This is a genomic window from Amnibacterium flavum (genome assembly GCF_003097495.1).
Lineage (GTDB): Bacteria > Actinomycetota > Actinomycetes > Actinomycetales > Microbacteriaceae > Naasia > Naasia flava.
Window position 1 is genome coordinate 534339 of the sequence record NZ_QEOP01000001.1, and the last position, 16144, is coordinate 550482.

General features: G+C 69.9%; 15 protein-coding genes. 6 read left to right on the plus strand and 9 right to left on the minus strand.

Annotated features, from left to right (window positions below; genetic code table 11):
• Positions 1–24: 24 nt before the first annotated feature.
• From DDQ50_RS02535 to DDQ50_RS02545, 3 genes are all read right to left on the minus strand, one after another.
• Positions 25–735 carry a haloacid dehalogenase type II gene (locus tag DDQ50_RS02535; RefSeq protein WP_165829666.1) on the minus strand — a complete coding sequence of 237 codons (711 nt, stop codon included), beginning with the start codon at positions 733–735 and terminating at the stop codon, positions 25–27.
• 73 nt (positions 736–808) lie between these two features.
• A complete protein-coding gene (locus DDQ50_RS02540; RefSeq protein WP_116755148.1) occupies positions 809–1477 on the minus strand; it encodes a dihydrofolate reductase family protein in 669 nt (222 codons plus the stop codon).
• 144 nt (positions 1478–1621) lie between these two features.
• Positions 1622–2560: an NADP-dependent oxidoreductase gene (locus DDQ50_RS02545; RefSeq protein WP_116755149.1), complete on the minus strand. Its 939-nt coding sequence runs from the start codon at positions 2558–2560 to the stop codon at positions 1622–1624.
• A 112-nt stretch (positions 2561–2672) separates the two neighbouring features.
• Here DDQ50_RS02545 and DDQ50_RS02550 point away from each other — a divergent pair, with 112 nt between their 5' ends.
• Positions 2673–3176 (plus strand): MarR family winged helix-turn-helix transcriptional regulator, encoded by a 504-nt coding sequence (locus tag DDQ50_RS02550; RefSeq protein ID WP_116755150.1) that lies wholly within the window; start codon positions 2673–2675, stop codon positions 3174–3176.
• Positions 3177–3240: 64 nt separating this feature from the next.
• On the opposite strand, the gene DDQ50_RS02555 is transcribed toward DDQ50_RS02550, so the two are convergent.
• Positions 3241–4644 (minus strand): glucose-6-phosphate dehydrogenase, encoded by a 1404-nt coding sequence (locus DDQ50_RS02555; RefSeq protein ID WP_116755151.1) that lies wholly within the window; start codon positions 4642–4644, stop codon positions 3241–3243.
• A gap of 166 nt (positions 4645–4810) precedes the next feature.
• Here DDQ50_RS02555 and DDQ50_RS02560 point away from each other — a divergent pair, with 166 nt between their 5' ends.
• Entirely contained in the window at positions 4811–6145 is a 1335-nt protein-coding gene (locus DDQ50_RS02560) for an MFS transporter (RefSeq protein WP_116755152.1), read from the plus strand.
• 293 nt (positions 6146–6438) lie between these two features.
• Here DDQ50_RS02560 and DDQ50_RS02565 read toward each other — a convergent pair whose 3' ends face one another.
• Together DDQ50_RS02565 and DDQ50_RS02570 are read right to left on the minus strand one after the other, a co-directional pair.
• Entirely contained in the window at positions 6439–7008 is a 570-nt protein-coding gene (locus DDQ50_RS02565; protein ID WP_116755153.1) for a DUF1190 domain-containing protein, read from the minus strand.
• Positions 7005–8201 (minus strand): glutathionylspermidine synthase family protein, encoded by a 1197-nt coding sequence (locus tag DDQ50_RS02570; RefSeq protein ID WP_116756049.1) that lies wholly within the window; start codon positions 8199–8201, stop codon positions 7005–7007. Before DDQ50_RS02570 ends, DDQ50_RS02565 begins: the two co-directional genes overlap by 4 nt.
• Positions 8202–8407: 206 nt before the next feature.
• On the opposite strand from DDQ50_RS02570, the gene DDQ50_RS02575 reads away from it, so the two are divergent.
• Both DDQ50_RS02575 and DDQ50_RS02580 read left to right on the plus strand, forming a co-directional pair.
• A complete protein-coding gene (locus DDQ50_RS02575; RefSeq protein WP_116755154.1) occupies positions 8408–9454 on the plus strand; it encodes a threonine aldolase family protein in 1047 nt (348 codons plus the stop codon).
• A gap of 95 nt (positions 9455–9549) precedes the next feature.
• A complete protein-coding gene (locus DDQ50_RS02580; protein ID WP_116755155.1) occupies positions 9550–9891 on the plus strand; it encodes a hypothetical protein in 342 nt (113 codons plus the stop codon).
• 35 nt (positions 9892–9926) lie between these two features.
• Here DDQ50_RS02580 and DDQ50_RS02585 read toward each other — a convergent pair whose 3' ends face one another.
• Entirely contained in the window at positions 9927–10379 is a 453-nt protein-coding gene (locus DDQ50_RS02585) for a winged helix-turn-helix transcriptional regulator (protein ID WP_240614207.1), read from the minus strand.
• Positions 10380–10466: 87 nt separating this feature from the next.
• On the opposite strand from DDQ50_RS02585, the gene DDQ50_RS02590 reads away from it, so the two are divergent.
• Both DDQ50_RS02590 and DDQ50_RS02595 read left to right on the plus strand, forming a co-directional pair.
• Positions 10467–11663 (plus strand): MFS transporter, encoded by a 1197-nt coding sequence (locus tag DDQ50_RS02590; RefSeq protein WP_116755156.1) that lies wholly within the window; start codon positions 10467–10469, stop codon positions 11661–11663.
• 167 nt (positions 11664–11830) lie between these two features.
• Entirely contained in the window at positions 11831–12994 is a 1164-nt protein-coding gene (locus DDQ50_RS02595; protein WP_116755157.1) for a hypothetical protein, read from the plus strand.
• A 75-nt stretch (positions 12995–13069) separates the two neighbouring features.
• Here the strand turns inward: DDQ50_RS02595 and DDQ50_RS02600 are convergent, their stop codons facing one another.
• Positions 13070–13966: a coiled-coil domain-containing protein gene (locus DDQ50_RS02600; protein ID WP_116755158.1), complete on the minus strand. Its 897-nt coding sequence runs from the start codon at positions 13964–13966 to the stop codon at positions 13070–13072.
• 3 nt (positions 13967–13969) lie between these two features.
• Positions 13970–16138 carry an ATP-dependent Clp protease ATP-binding subunit gene (locus DDQ50_RS02605; RefSeq protein WP_116755159.1) on the minus strand — a complete coding sequence of 723 codons (2169 nt, stop codon included), beginning with the start codon at positions 16136–16138 and terminating at the stop codon, positions 13970–13972.
• Positions 16139–16144 lie beyond the last annotated feature (6 nt).

Consider the following 16144-nt stretch of genomic DNA (forward strand, 5'->3'; position numbering starts at 1 on the left):
CTCGTTCGAGCATCTCGCGCCCGCTCATAGCGGGCGGCGCGGGTCACCGCCGTCGAGATAGTCGACGAGAGCGTCGAGGTCCTCGAGCTGGAGGTCGAATCGGTCATCTTTTGATGGCCGTTCCGCGCCAGGTCGGGCGATGTAGGCGGTGCGGAAACCGAATGCGGCCGCGGCACGGAGATCCCATGGGTGGGCTGCCACGAAGAGCGTCCGGGTGGGCTCGATGCGGAGGGCGTCGATCGCGTGCCGATACGCGGCCGGCGCCGGCTTGAAGGTCCGGACGGATCCGGTGGAGAGCGCGATGTCCCAGCTGATCCTGTTGGTGTTGGCGAGACGTGCGAGCGAGTCGAGATCCCCGTTGCTGAGACCGGCGACGAGTCGGTTCCGGCGGAGCGCCGCCGTCGCGGACGCGACGTCCGGCCACGCCGGGTACCCGGCCTCGATCTCCGCCAGCTGTGCCGCATCGGCGGCCGTGAGCTCGCCGCCGGCGGTCGACACCGCTGCTCGAGCGGACTCGACGACGAGTTCCCGGTGAGGACGCCAGGGCTCATCGCCCTCCACCACCGCGCTCATCCGGAGGTCCAGCGCTGCGGCCCACCCAGCAAGCAGATCGACGGTCCCGTCCGAGCCGGTTTCGGCGGCGATGCGGGCGGCAGCGCTCGCCCAGGTCGCATCCTCGTCCACCAGGGTCCCGATGACATCGAAGACGACGGCGTCGAGCGCCTCCGGCTTCACTGGTGCATCCTCCATACGGTCCACTCAAGCAGACGTCGCCGGACGTGCACGAGGGGCCGGACGGACACAGGACTCACCCCGGCGGCTGCCGCCGTCGACGAGTGAAGATCAGGTGGACCACCCCGGATGGTGACGGGGTCGCCTCAATCTCGAAGCGCTCCTCGAGGCCTTCGAGCCCGTCCCAGAGACGCTCGCCCCGGCCGAGGAGGATGGGCACCAGCACGATGTGCATGTGGTCGACCAGGTCGGCCTCGAGAAACGCGCGGACCGTGCTCGCACCGCCGCCGATCCGGATGTCCAGGTCGCCGGCGAGTGCGCGAGCCTGTTCGAGAGCGGCCGCGGGCTCCGCATCGACGAAGTGAAAGGTGGTACCGCCGTCCATCTCGAGCGTCGGGCGAGGGTGGTGCGTGAGCACGATCACCGGGGTGTGGAAGACGGGGTCATCGCCCCACCATCCCTTCCACTCCTCGTCCTCCCATGGTCCGCGCTGCGGTCCGAACTTGTTGCGTCCCATGATCTCGACGCCGACGCACGACCCCCAGCCGCTTGCGAACGCCTCGTCGACACCGTGAGACCCCTCGGACTCGCCGTGGATGCCCATGTCCCGGAACGTCTTCGTCTCGAACGCCCACTCCATCAGCCGCTGACCTGCATGACCGAACGGCGCGTCGAGCCGCTGGTCCTCCCCCGTCCCGAAGCCGTCGAGTGAGATCGAGAAGTTGTGCACGCGAACGCGGGACATGTCTGCTCCTGGAGGTGCTCAGCGATTCGCGATCACCATATGGCGCGAGACCATCGCATTCAAGACCGATTGACCGGCGGCCCAACGAGAGCGGGGCCACCCGCCGATGGCGGGTGACCCCGGGCTCGTCCCGACGATCGAGGGTCACTCCGCGTCGGGGACCGCGACGATCTTGCCGCGGAGCTCGCCCGCGGCCGCGCGGCGGTGGATCGCGGGCAGATCGCTGAGCGGAACGCGCTCCGTGACCTCCACGGAGATCTCGCCGCTGTCGACGAGCGCTACGAGCTGCGCCAGCTCGTCCACGATCGGCTGGACGTACACGCCCACCGCCCGCACACCCCGCGACTCGTCTCCCGGCGTGGTCATCCACGCCGTGGTGGCGACCACGACGCCGCCGTCGCGGACGAGGGCGACGAGCTCGGTGAACTCATCGGGGTCGATCGGAGCCAGGTTGAGCAGCACATCGACCGGCTCGGAGACCGCATCGATCAGGGAGACCTCGGTGTGATCCACGACCTCGTCAGCCCCGGCCGCGGCGACGCCCGCCCGGCTGCGCGGGCTTGCTGTCGCGATCACCTGGGCGCCGGCCCGCTTCGCGAGCTGCACGGCGTACCCGCCGACCGGCCCGCCCGCGCCGACGATGAGCACCCGCTGGCCGCTCTCGAGACGAGCCTCGTCGAACAGCGCCTGCCACGCGGTGAGGGCGACGGACGGGAGCGCCGACGCGTCGGCGAGCGGGATGCTCGACGGCGCTGCGGTCAGAACGCTTGCGGGCGCGACGACGTACTCCGCCGCCGAGCCGTCCTCCGTCATCGGGAGGAATCCGACCACCCGGTCGCCCACCGCGAGACCGTCGACGCCGGCGCCGATCTCGTCGACCGCGCCGGAGACGTCGTAGCCGGGGATGTGCGGAAGAGCGACGGGAATCGGCAGAGTGCCGGACCGGATTCCGTTGTCGGCCGGGTTGAATGCCGACCCCGCGACCCGGATCCGCACCTGACCCTCAGCCGGAACGGGCTTCTCGACCTCGTCGTAGCGGAGGACATCGGCGCCGCCGAACTCGTGGAACTGAACTGCCTTCATCTCTTCATCCCTCTCGTTGTTTGCTTCGAATCCGAAGCACTGAGGCGAACGTAGCACCGCTTCGAATTCTTAGCAACTACTTCGACTTCGGAGCATCTGCTAGGTTGGCGCAATGGCAACCGAACAGCCGGCGTCGCTCGATCCGACGCAGCTCGACGCCTACTTCGCGCTCATCGAGGTGACGAGCCTGCTGCGGCACGCGGTGGAGCAGCAGCTCAAAGACGCCGGCGATCTCAGCTACGTGCAGTTCCAACTGCTCGCGCGGCTCGGCGATTCACCCTCGGGGAGTCATCGCATGACCGACCTCGCCGACGGGGTGGTCTACAGCCGCAGCGGCCTGACCTACCAGGCGCAGCTGCTCGAGCAGCGCGGTCTGGTCACGCGTGCGCCCGCGCCCGACGACGAGCGCAGCACCATCGTCACGATCACGGACGAGGGGCGCGCGGTGCTGTCGAAGGTGTTCCCCGGACACAGGGCTCTGCTCACCGAGCTGCTGTTCGACCCGCTCACCACCGCCGATGTGTCCGCTCTCGCCGGCGTGCTCGGACGGGTGCGCGATCACATGCGTGCGGCGCCGCCTCGCTCGGCCGCCCCGCGCCGCCGGAAGGGCGCCTGACCACGGACCCCCCGGGGACACGTCCGAACACGGACGTCCGACGCGGCCGCTCGAACCTGCCCGCTCAGATGACCGGCCACTCCGCTGGGCCGGGGGTGCCCGCCGGGTACTCGTCGAGCGGCACCGAACCGTTGCGGAACGCCTCGAGCACCGGTTCCACGATCCGCCAGCACTGTTCGGCGGTGTCTCCGCGCACCGCGAGAGTCGGGTCGCCCTCGAGGATCCCCTGCAGAACCTCGGCATAGGCGACCATCTCGCCGGCCCCGAACTGCGCCTCCATCACACTGCGATCGAGTTCGAAGGGGTCGCCGGGACCGTTGATGTTGAGGTCGAGTGCCATCTCGTCGGGTCCGAGCGAGAGGCGCAGCACCGACGGCTCGGCCGTTCCGGTGAATCCGACGGGCAGATGCGACGGCGGACGGAAGGTGATGACGATCTCGCTGCGGCGAGCGCCGAGAGCCTTCCCCGAGCGCAGTGTGAAGGGGACCCCGTGCCAGCGGGCGTTCGAGATCTGCACGGTCATCTCGGCGAGGGTCTCCGTGCCCCGCGCCGGGTCGACCCCGGGCTCATCGACATAGGCCGCGAGCGTGCGGCCGGCATCCTCTCCGGCGCTGTAGCGGGCACGATGCGAGGAGCCGATCGGGTCGTCGTTCCAGACCGAGGTGGCGCGCAGCACGACACCGATCCCATCGCGGAGATCTCGTGCGCTGAGGCTCGCAATGGGCTCCATCGCGACCACGGCGAGCACCTGCAGCAGGTGGCTCTGGATCATGTCCGCCAGGGCGCCGGCCTTGTCGTAGTACCCCGCCCTGCCCTCGAGGCCGAGAGCCTCGTCGTAGCGGATGACGACCGACTCGATGTGCTCCGCCGACCACACCGGCTCGAAGACGCGATTCGCGAACCGCACCCCGAGCACGTTCACGACGGTGGACCGGCCGAGGAAGTGATCGATCCGATACACCTGGTCCTCGGGAACGAGCTTCTCCAGCTGCTCATTGAGCGCGTGGGCGCTGGCCTCGTTCGTGCCGAAGGGCTTCTCGAGCGCCAGGATCAGTCCCGCGGGGAGTGCGACGTCCTCGAGGGCGACGCAGGCCTTCGCCGCGATCGCGGGCGGAAGCGCGAAGTACAGGGCCACCCGGCCATCGGCTCCGGCGATCAGCGCCTCGAGGTCGGCCGCCCGGGTCACATCTGAGCGTCGGTAGGTGGCCCCTGCTATCACCGCGTCGACCGCGTCGCCGGTGGAGTCGGTCTTCGCGAAGGACGTCGTGACCACTTCGCGCCAGTGCGCGTCATCCCACTCGTCCATGCCCGCCCCGATGAGGCGGATGCGACGGCCGGGCTCGTGCGTGAGCAACTGGCCGAGCGCCGGCAGCAGAAGACGCGACGCGAGATCTCCCGACGCACCCAGGACGACCAGGGTCGTGGTGGGTGAAGCCGATCCGTCTGCACCGCTCGGCGCTTCTGTCATGTCCGCTGCTCCCTCGTCGCGTCCCGCTGCCGTGCTCTCGTCGAGTGCGCGGGCTGTCGTGCGGCACTGTATCGGCACAAGTTGGACGGAATCCGGCCTCCGCTGTCTCGGCAGCGAGCTCGCCGATAGCCTTTTGGGGCCTGCACACCTCTCGGAAGCGACGGTCATGACGAGTACCACCACCGCCCGCACCCGCTCGCAGCGTCTCGACGCGCTGCCCTGGACCCGGAAGCACTTCCGTCTTCTCGGCGGCAGCGGCATCGGCTGGGCGCTCGACGCCATGGACGTCGGCCTGATCTCGTTCGTCATCGCGCAGCTCGTGGTCGTCTGGAACGTCGAAGCGGCCGATCTCTCCTGGGTCGCCTCCGCGGGATTCCTCGGTATGGCGATCGGGGCGAGCGTCGGGGGACTGCTCGCCGACAAGATCGGTCGGCGGCAGGTGTTCGCGCTGACGCTCCTCGTCTACGGCCTCTTCACCGGTCTGTCCGCGCTGTCCTGGTCGATCGCCGCGCTCGTCGCGCTGCGCTTCCTCGTGGGCCTCGGCCTCGGCGCCGAGCTGCCGATCGCGTCGACCCTCGTGAGCGAGTTCGCACCCGCCCGGATCCGGGGCCGGATCGTCGTGATCCTCGAGTCGTTCTGGGCCGTCGGCTGGACTGCTGCCGCCGTGATCGGCTACTTCGTCGTCCCGACCAGCGACGACGGCTGGCGCTGGGCGCTCGCGTTCGGGGCCGTTCCCGCGGTCTACGCCATCTTCGTGCGGCTGGGACTCCCCGAATCGGTCCGGTTCCTCGAGTCGAAGGGTCGCCACGCCGAGGCGGAGAAGGTCGTGCGCGATTTCGAGAGCGCCGCCGGCGTCGCCTCACCGCCCGAGGTCGCCGAGCCGTCGACGCCTCCCGCCGCGACCGTCCGGCCCCTCGCGACCCTGTTCGGTTCTGCGCTGCGCCGCCGCACGCTCTCGCTCTGGCTCGTCTGGTTCTGCGTCAACTTCGCCTACTACGGCGCGTTCATCTGGCTGCCGACCCTGCTCGTCGCGCAGGGGTTCTCGCTTGTGCGCTCGTTCGAGTACACGCTGATCATCACGCTCGCCCAGCTGCCCGGATACGCGGTGTCCGCGTGGCTCGTCGAGAAGTGGGGTCGCCGCGTCACGCTCGCCGTCTTCCTGCTCGGGTCGGCGGTCGCCGCCGGACTCTTCGGCACGGCGGGGGACGTCACGGCAATCCTCGTCTTCGGCTCGCTGATGTCGTTCTTCAACCTCGGAGCCTGGGGTGCGCTCTACGCGGTGACGCCGGAGATCTACCCGACCCGTGTTCGCGGAACCGGCGCCGGCTGGGCGGCCGGTTTCGGTCGGCTGGCATCGATCATCGCTCCCCTGTGCGTTCCGGGCCTGCTCGCGCTCGGCGGGGTCGTCCTGCCGTTCGGCGTGTTCGCCGCGGTGTTCGCGGTCGCGGCGATCGGCGCGCTCATGCTTCCGGACCTGCGCGGCAAGTCCCTCGAGGACTGACCCCGCCGAGCCGGTCGAAACGACGGCTGCACGCCACCGGCAACTCCCTTCGCTTCGCTGCGCTCAGCGGGCGGGGCCAGGCCGCCGTTGAGCGGAGCGAAACGACGGCCGCACACCCCACGCAAGCCCCTTCGCTTCGACAGGCTCAGCGGGCGGGGCCACGCCGCTAGGCCGCCCGTTGAGCGCAGCGAAACGAAGGCCGTGGGGGCAGGCCGCCCGTTGAGCTCGTCGAAACGAAGGGTCCACACCCCACGCAAGTCCCTTCGCTTCGCTGCGCTCAGCGGGCGGGCGGGTCAGCCGCCGGTGGACTCGCCGAAGCCGCTCTTCCCCGTCGAGCCGAAGCCGCCCGCGAGCGGTGCGCGGTCGCCCGTCTTCGCTCCGGACGGCGCCGGGCTGACGACGTCGGACTGGATGCGCGATCCGGGTGCCGCGAAGCCGCCGTTCGCGACGGGCGACCAGCCCGCGACGAGCGGCGAGTTCCAGCGGCCCGCGGCGAAGATCAGCGGACCGACCCAGGCATGCCCGTAAGCGCCGTGATACCCCTCGGTCGACTCGCAGAGGTCCTCGGGATCGTCGACGATCGACTCCCCCTGCTCCTCGAGCTTGCGGATCTGTTCCGTGACGTCGGCGATGCAGTCCTCGCGCGTGTTGTACTCGGGTCGCTCCGCGTCCTCGGGGACGACGTACTTCTCGCCGTCGGCGCCCTCGAGCACGATGCCGTCGTCGGGCGCGGTGCAGCCGGCGAGCGCCAGGGTCGCGCCCGCGATCGAGACGGCGGCGAGCACGCCCGTGCGGGCACCTCGCGACTGCCGGGCGAGACCCGTGAGCGTGAGCGAGCGGGTGAGACGTCGGCGTTCCGTCATGGTGAGTCCTCGATGAAGTGGGGAACGAACTCGGCGAGATCCCCCGTGATGGGTCCGCTGGTCTCGCGCAGATCGATGCCGGCCGGAGTCTCTCCGACGATCCAGCTGCCGACGATGGCCGTCTTGCCTCGGATCGGTGCGAACCGTGCGCGGGCCTGGTAGATGAAGCCCTCGTCGCCGTATCCGCCGCCGTTCTCCGCGATGGGGAACCCCGATCCGTCGAACACCGTCACGTTGGCGCCTTCCCGGCCGAGCCGCGGTTTCGACACGTAGGGCCGGCGACGGAACGGCTCGGCCGTCGCGAAAGCGGGCAGCAGGTTGGGATGGTCGGGGAAGAGCTCCCACAGCACCACGAGGAGCTGCTTGTTGCTGAGCAGCAGCTTCCAGGCCGGCTCGACCCACCGGGTGGCCTCACGACTGCGCAGGAGGAACCCGCCGAACTGCTCGGTGACCATCCACTCCCACGGGTACAGCTTGAAGATGTGCCGGATCGGTTCGCCGTCCGCGTCGACGAAACGGGCCTCGTCGGTCTGCCACTTGATGTCCTCGACGAAGACCAGCTTGGTGTCGAAGCCCGCGGCCTCGGCGGTCTCGGCCATGTACGCGACGGTGTCGAAGTCTTCGACGATGAGCTCGCCGTCGCCCGAATCGTGCAGCGAAGCGAGGTGCAGGCGTGCGCCGTCCGGCAGTCCCCAGCGCGACGTGCGGATGTGCTGCCACTGCTCGATGAGCTGCTCGTGGAGGCTGTTGAACTGGTCGGCCCCCTCGCCGCGGCTCTCGGCGAGCCACTGCCACTGGGCAGCGGCCGTCTCGACGAGCGAAGTGGGGGTGTCGGCGTTGAACTCGAGCAGTTTGATCGCTCGATCCCCGTCGTAGGCGAGGTCGAAGCGGCCGTAGACGGTCGGATCGTCCTCGTCCCAGGATTCGCCGACGAGGTCGTGGAAGGGGGTCGGGATTCCGAACTCCGCGTACCGGCGTTTCCGCACGATGTGCTCGACCGCGTCCATGCAGCGGTCGAAGAGCTCCTTGGTCGCCGCCTCGATCCGCTCGATCTCCTCCAGCCGGAACGCGTAAGCAGCGGACTCGTTCCAGTACGGCCGACCGCCCTCGGATTCCATGTCGTAGAAGCTGAAGCCGACCTCGTCCAGTCGGGCGCGCCAGTCGGGGCGGGGAACGCTATCGACTCGGCGCATGATCACCGTCGACGGGCCTGTTCACGCCCGCAATCCTAAGCGGCGGATCGGGATCGCCCTCCCGGGGAGTCCGCCGTCGCGCGCAGACTTCCGCGGGCACTGGGCCCACCGCGCACGCGTGCGCGCATGTTCCGGCGTGCGGGGCCGGGCGTAACGTGCGCATCGAGCCGGAACGCCCGCCCCTTGCGACCTGGGAGGATGGGAGGGTGAGATTGCATGATGCCGACAAGCGCACGTTCGCGTCCGACAACTACGCGGGCGTCCACCCCGAGGTGCTGACGGCCCTCGCCGAGGCGAACGGCGGGCATCAGATCTCGTACGGCGAGGACGTCTACACGGCGAAGCTCGGCGAGGTCATGCGCGAGCAGTTCGGCGAGGCCGCCGAGGTCTTCCCCGTCTTCAACGGCACCGGCGCGAACGTCGTCGCCCTCACCTCGATGCTGCCTCGATGGGGCGCCGTGATCACCGCGAGCACAGCGCACATCAACACCGACGAGGGCGGCGCCCCCGAGCGGGTGAGCGGCCTCAAGCTTCTCACCGTGCCGACCCCGGACGGCAAGCTGACCCCCGACCTCATCGCTCTCGAGGCGTGGGGCTGGGGCGACGAACACCGCGCCCAGCCGCTCGCCGTGAGCATCACGCAGACCACCGAGCTCGGCACGCTCTACACGCCGTCCGAAGTGCGCGCGATCGCCGACTACGCGCATGAGCAGGGCATGGCCGTGCACATGGACGGCGCCCGCATCTGGAACGCGGGCGCCGCGCTCGGGGTTCCGTTCCGCGAGTTCACCACCGACGCCGGTGTCGACGTCGTCAGCTTCGGCGGCACGAAGAACGGCCTGCTCGGAGCCGAGGCGATCGTGGTCCTCGATCCCAGCCGGGTGCAGGGCATCCTCTTCCTCCGCAAGCTCAGCATGCAGCTGACCAGCAAGATGCGCTTCGCGAGCGCTCAGCTGCTCGCCCTCTTCGACGACGGCCTCGGGCTGCGCGCGGCCGGTCACGCCAACGCGATGGCCCGCCGACTGCGGGACGCCCTCGAGGGCACCCCCGGACTGGCCTTCAGCCAGGAAACGCAGGCGAACGCCGTGTTCGCCGTTCTCGACAACGCGGCCGCCGACCGCATCCGCGAGCAGTACCGCTTCTACGACTGGGATCGGGCGGCCGGGCAGGTGCGCTGGATGTGCGCGTTCGACACGACCGAGGCCGACATCGACGCCTTCGCGGCCGTGATCACGGCCGAATTGACCCGCTGACCGGTCCCCGCGTGCAAACCGTGAGCCCGGTGGGCGCGGCCTAGGAGTCGACCCCGACAGCGGGAGCCGACCACGGCTGCTGCCTACCGTTGCGGATGCGCTCTCCCACCCTGGTCACACTCGCCCCTCTCGTTCTCGTCGTCGGCCTGCTCACCGGGTGCACGGCCGGTGACAACCAGACCCCCAGCGGCACGACCCCCGAGGCGGTGGATCCGGGCGCCCTCCTCGTCGCGCTCGAGGAGGTGGCCCCCGGGCTCGGAGACGATGGGTCGGTGACGGTCGCCGACGCCGTCTGCAAGGCGCTCGACGACGGCGAGGACAGCGACGCGGTCGACGAGCTCGCCCTCGAGCAGCTCGGTCCCGTGGCCGACGGTGAACTGACGATCGATCAGGCGCAGTCCGCGGTGCGGGTCATCGCCACCCAGTACTGCGAGTGACGAGGGACGGCTGCCGCGGCAGCCGGTCGGACGGGCTACGCCGGTCTGTCGGTGCGCAGCTGCATCGTCAGCGGATCGGCCACCGAGCCGTCCTCGCGCAGGAGAGCCACGCGCAACGTCGCACCCGTCGCGCCGTCGACGGCGTGCGTCGCTTGGGGCACCCGAGGGGGCCGGTGTTCGTCGCCCCACTCGGCGAGCGCGATCAGCACCGGACCGAGCCCGCGCCCCGCATCCGTGAGCAGGTACTCGTCACGCGTGCGCCCGCCGTCGCGGTAGGGCGAGCGCTCGAGGACACCGAACGCCACGAGTGTGTCGAGCCGGTCGGTCAACACGTCGGGGGCAACCCCGAGACGTTCGCGGATCTCGGCGAACCGCGTCCGCCCGAGGAACGCCTCGCGCACGACGAGGAGCGTCCACCGCTCCCCCACGATCTCGAGCGTGCGGGCGATGGAGCAGTTCGGAGTCCTGGCGGACAGAGCGACGACCACGCGTCGAGCCTATCAAGCTAGCTAGGTTTTTCCTATTCAGCCTGCTAGCGTGACGCGAGTCCGGTCCGAGCAGATGAAGAAGGCGCCATGATCACCTTCCCCCTCCGGGGTCAGTTCTGGACAGGTGCCGCAGTGGCAGGGCTCAGCCTGTGGGCGAGCGGGGCGCCCTCGGCGATCTATCCGCACTACGCGAGCGAGTGGAATCTGCCGACCGCGACCACGTCCGCGATATTCGCGATCTACCCGCTCGTCCTCGTCCCCGTTCTCCTCCTATTCGGTGGACTCTCCGACTTCATCGGGCGGCGCGCATCGATCCTCATCGGCATCAGCGCACTGACCCTCGGGGCCCTCTCGCTCGCGCTCGCGCCCGATGTGGCATGGGTGTTCGTCGGCCGCGCGCTCATGGGACTCGGCGTCGGTCTCTCACTCAGTCCCGCCACCGCAGCCATGGTCGACGCCGGCGGGCCCGACGGCGCCGCCCGAGCGAGCAGCGCGACGACCGCGTCGACGGCGACCGGCCTGGCCCTGGCCACGCTGGTGAGCGGCGCGATGCTGCAATACCTCCCGGATCCGCTGCACCTGTCCTACTGGGTCCTCGTCGTGCTGTCGGCGATCACCGCCGCGCTCGTCTGGTTCATGCCGCGCAACACGGTGGACGCCGCCCGCGGCCGATGGCGGCCGAGCCCGCTGCGCGTCCCGGCGGGTCTGCGGACCGGCTTCGCCTCCGCGGCTCTCGCCGTCTCCGGCGCCTATTCGATCGGGGCGATCTTCCTCGCGCTCGGCGCGCAGGTGGCGAAGGATCTCGTGCATTCCGACAGCGACCTCGCCAACGGGGCGGTCCTCTCGGTATCCGCCGTCGCGATCGGCGTCACCGCTCTCATCGCGCGACGCGGAAGGCTCCGCCCGCGCATCTCTATCGCGGCCGGCGCGGTCGTCGCCGTCATCGGCCTGCTTCTGTTCATCGCCGCGGGCCTCGTCCTGTCGCTCCCCCTGTTCCTTCTGGCGTCCGCGATCGGCGGGGTCGGCTACAGCCTGCTCTTCGCCGGCGGACTGGGCGTGCTCACCGCGGCGGCGCCGGTCCGCCACCGGGCGAGCGTGCTCTCGTCGGCGTACACCATCGCCTACCTGACTCAGGCGACTGTCGCGTTCGGACTGGGCGCCATCGCCACCAAAGCGAGCCTGCCGCTCGCCGTCGATATCGGAACGGCGATCGTGGCCGCGATCGGAGCCGCCGCGGCCCTGGTCGCACTGGCTCATCGCGCGCCACCCGCTCCCGCTGCCTGAGCGGTGACTGTGAGTTCTGAATGAAGTCTTCCTGACCCCCGTTTGCAGCGTGTTTGCTGTCGGTCAGCTGATAGCTCCACCCCCATCTGCTTGAAGCTCGGTGATGAGCGCGGACGCCCCTCCGGCTCTTCTCCGGAACCCCGCTCACCCGAACCCGAAGGCCACCCATGCCCCTCTCCCGCCTCTGGCGGGCTGCGATCGCCGCGCCCGCAACCGCCCTCCTCGCCGTCGGCGGCGTCATGATCACCGCCGCCCCGGCTCAGGCCGCACCCGGAACCCTGATCGTCTCGGCACCGACCGACGGCGCCGCTCTCGAGTCCCGTTCCGTCGACGTCGTCGGCACGGGAACCGACGGGGCAACCGTGCTGGTCGCCACCGACACGGGAGTCTTCGGCCCTGTGACCGTCACCGACGGCGCGTTCACCGTGCCGGTCGCATTCGCCGACGACGCGGTGGAGACCCAGTCGATCGCCGTCGTCCAGACCGTCGCCGGCGACAGCGAGCCGGACGAGCTGCTGCTCACCGTCACACTCCCTCCCGTCGAGGAGGAGCCTGCGACGCCCGCAGGAGTCATCGAGGTGACCAGCCCCCGGGAAGGCGAGACCCTTTCGGCGCGGACGGTGACCTACACGGGCACCGCACCGGTGGGCGCGACCCTGACCGCGTCGACCGAGTACCCGCTCCTCGGCGAACTCACTCTCGGCTCCGTGCCGGTGGACGCCGACGGCAACTTCACCTTCGTCGTCCCGTTCGCTCCGGCGACGGAGAACCCGGTCAGCGTCACCTTCTCGGGAGTCGACGCGGACGGCATCGCCCTGGAGGCCGTCACCGTCTCGAACGACCTGCCCGACCCGGTCGCCGCGCCCGTGATCACCGCGCCGACATCGGCCGCGATCGTGGGAACGTCCGTGACCTTCTCGGGAACCGGTATCCCCGGCAACGGAATCGCGCTCGTCGTCGTCGCGGCGGATGAGGCCAGCGCCGCTGCGCTCTCCTCGGTCGATCCGCTGAGCCTGGCTACCCCGATCATCGTCCAGCCCGACGGGACCTGGACGGCGACCTACACCCTCGCCTACGGCAGCTTCGCGGTGACCGCGGTGCACACCAGCGACCCCACCACCACGCTGATCCCCGAGATCCTGTCGCTGCCGTCGGAGCCGGTCGCGTTCAGCCTCGTCGCACCGATCGTCACGGCCTCCGCCTCGAACACGGGTCCGATGCTCGCGGAGACGGGTCCCGCGCAGGCCGGGTTCCTCGCCCCTGCCGCGCTGCTGTTCCTCGGAGCGGGCGCACTGCTGATGGCGGCGCGCCGCCGCGCAGCTCGGAGCTGATCGCTCCGGAGCCCGTTTCGCACCTGTCCGCTTCGGGTAGTCCTCGGACTGCCCGAAGCCGACAGGAGGGCGGTCTCAGCGTCGTCGTTGCAGGGCCGCGAGGCGTTCCTCGGCGCGATCGGCTCGGCGCTCCGCCTGGGCGACGGCCTCGTCGGCGTCGTCCTGATCCGCCGCCGAACGCCGCACCTCGCTCGTCGCCGATGACAGATCGGACTCGAGCTCGTCGAGCTGCCTCTGCAGGTCGGCGATGCGCACGCGAAGATCGTCCCGTCTCGTCTTCGCCTCGGTATGACGACCGGCGGCGTCCCCTTGCGCTGCGATGGCGGCGCGGAGTGCAACATCCGCTTGGTCGACCTCGTTCCGCCGGTCGGCCAGCTCCTTCTCGCGCTTGGCGCGCGCCAGCTCGATATCGTTCGGCTTCCCCGCCGACGCGGGCCGCTTGGCAGTCCGCGTGCTCGGAGTGGCGGCGTCTCCCCCGGCGACAGCGCCCTCGAGGTCGACCGCGTCGAACCCTGTCGATGCGAGAGAGCGCACCAGGCGCCCCGTCATCACCGCCGACGTGGCGTCGCTGTCGGCGAGCGCCGCGCCCAGCGTCTGCTCCAGCTCGTCGCGCGCCGCGGGCGTGATCTTCTGCCCGAGCTCGTCGCCGAGCTTCTGCGCCTCCCCGCCGAGCTGGGCGACGACCTTGCGTCTCTGCTGGACGAGCGCGCGGAGCGCATCCGAGTCGAGGTCCGCCTGCGCCTCCCGCAGCGAGTCGCCGAGTGAGCGGACCGCGTCCATCACGTCGGGGCGGTGCCGGACGAGAGCATTGACCGCCCAGGCGGCGACCGAGGGCTTGGGAAGCCGCCCGATCTGGTCGGCGAGCGCCCGATCGCCGTCTGATCTGGCCTGCCTCACCGCGGCGGCGCGCGCCGTGATGAAGGCGCCGGGCAGCTCGTCGTAGAGGCCGTCGGCGATGTCGACGAGGCCCAAACGTCAGGCCTCGACGAACTCGAACTTGGCGACCACGAGTCCCTCGCCGCCGGGTGCCACGTCGACCCGTACGGTGTCGCCGTCGCGGATCTCACCGGCGAGCAGCGCGTTCGCGAGCTTGTCGTCGATCTCGTGCTGCATCAGTCGACGCAGCGGGCGAGCGCCGTAGATCGGGTCGTAGCCGCGCTCCGCGAGCCAGGCGCGCGCATCGGGGGTGACCGCGAGCTGCAGTCGACGCTCACCGAGGCGGCGCTCGAGCCGGTCGATGTAGAGCGACACGATCTGGCCGAGGTCGTCGGTCGACAGTGCCGAGAACACGACGATGTCGTCGAGACGGTTGACGAATTCGGGCTTGAACGCCTGGCGCACGAGCGCCTGCACGGCCTCCTCCTTCTGCTCGGTCGTCAGGGTCTGGTCGACGAGGAACTGGCTGCCCAGGTTGGAGGTGAGGATGAGAATCGTGTTGCGGAAGTCGACCGTGCGCCCCTGACCATCGGTCAGGCGGCCGTCGTCGAGCACCTGCAGCAGGATGTCGAACACCTCGGGGTGGGCCTTCTCCACCTCGTCGAGCAGCACGACGGAGTAGGGACGACGTCGAACCGCCTCGGTGAGCTGTCCGCCCTGCTCGTATCCGACGTATCCGGGAGGCGCCCCGACCAGTCGGGAGACGGCGAACTTCTCGCCGTACTCGCTCATGTCGATGCGCACGAGGGCCTTCTCGTCGTCGAACAGGAACTCGGCGAGCGCGCGGGCGAGCTCGGTCTTGCCGACGCCCGTCGGACCGAGGAACAGGAACGAGCCCGTCGGGCGGTCGGGATCGGAGATGCCTGCGCGGGTGCGCCGCACCGCATCGGAGACCGCGGCGACGGCTCTCTTCTGCCCGATGAGCCGTTTGCCGAGTTCGCCCTCGAGGTGGAGCAGCTTCTCGGTCTCGCCCTGCAGCAGCCGGCCCATGGGGATCCCGGTCCAGGCGGCGACGACCGCGGCGATGTCCTCATCGGTGACCTGGTCGTTCACCATGCGCGGCTCGTCGGGCGCCTCCTCGGCGCGCTCGGCCTCGAGCAGCTCGCGCTCGATGACGGGGATCTCGCCATACAGCAGGCGGGATGCCTCCTCGAGGTTGCCCTCGCGCTGCGCTCGCTCCGCGCGGATCTGCAGTGCGGTCACCTTCTCCTTGAGATTTCCCACGCGGTTGAGATCGGCTCGCTCGCGCTCCCAGCGCTTCTCGAGCTCTTGGAGCCGAGCCTGGCGTTCGGCCAGGTCGATGCGCAGCTTCTCGAGGCGGGACTTGGAGGCGTCGTCCTTCTCCCGCTTCAGCGCCATCTCCTCGAGCTTCAGCCGATCGACCGAACGTCGGAGCTCGTCGATCTCGACGGGAGCCGAGTCGATCTCCATCCGCAGTCGCGAGGCGGCCTCGTCGATGAGGTCGATGGCCTTGTCGGGCAGCTGACGCGAGGGGATGTAGCGGTTGGACAGGGACGCGGCGGCGACGAGCGCCGAGTCGGCGATCGACACCTTGTGGTGCGCCTCGTAACGGTCCTTCAGACCGCGGAGGATCGCGACGGTGTCCTCGACACTCGGTTCCCCGACGTAGACCTGCTGGAATCGACGCTCGAGGGCGGCGTCCTTCTCGATGAACTGGCGGTACTCGTCGAGCGTCGTCGCGCCGATCATGCGCAGCTCGCCGCGGGCGAGCATGGGCTTCAGCATGTTGGCGGCCGCGACCGAGCCCTCGCCCCCACCGGCACCCATGAGCGTGTGCAGCTCGTCGATGAAGGTGATGACCTGGCCGTCGGAGTCGTTGATCTCCTTGAGGACGGCCTTCAGCCGCTCCTCGAACTCGCCGCGGTACTTCGCACCGGCGATGAGAGCGGAGATGTCGAGAGCGACGAGCTGCTTGTTCTTCAGGGAGTCGGCGACGTCTCCCGCGACGATGCGCTGCGCCAGCCCTTCGACGACCGCCGTCTTGCCGACACCCGGCTCGCCGATGAGCACGGGGTTGTTCTTGGTGCGGCGGGTCAGGACCTGGCTGACGCGACGGATCTCGGAGTCGCGTCCGATGACAGGGTCGAGCTTGCCGCTTCGGGCGATCTCGGTGAGGTTGATCCCGTACTGCTCGAGTGCGGATTTGGCGTTCTCGTCACTCGCGGGGGCGCCCTGCATTCTGGCCATCCCTGC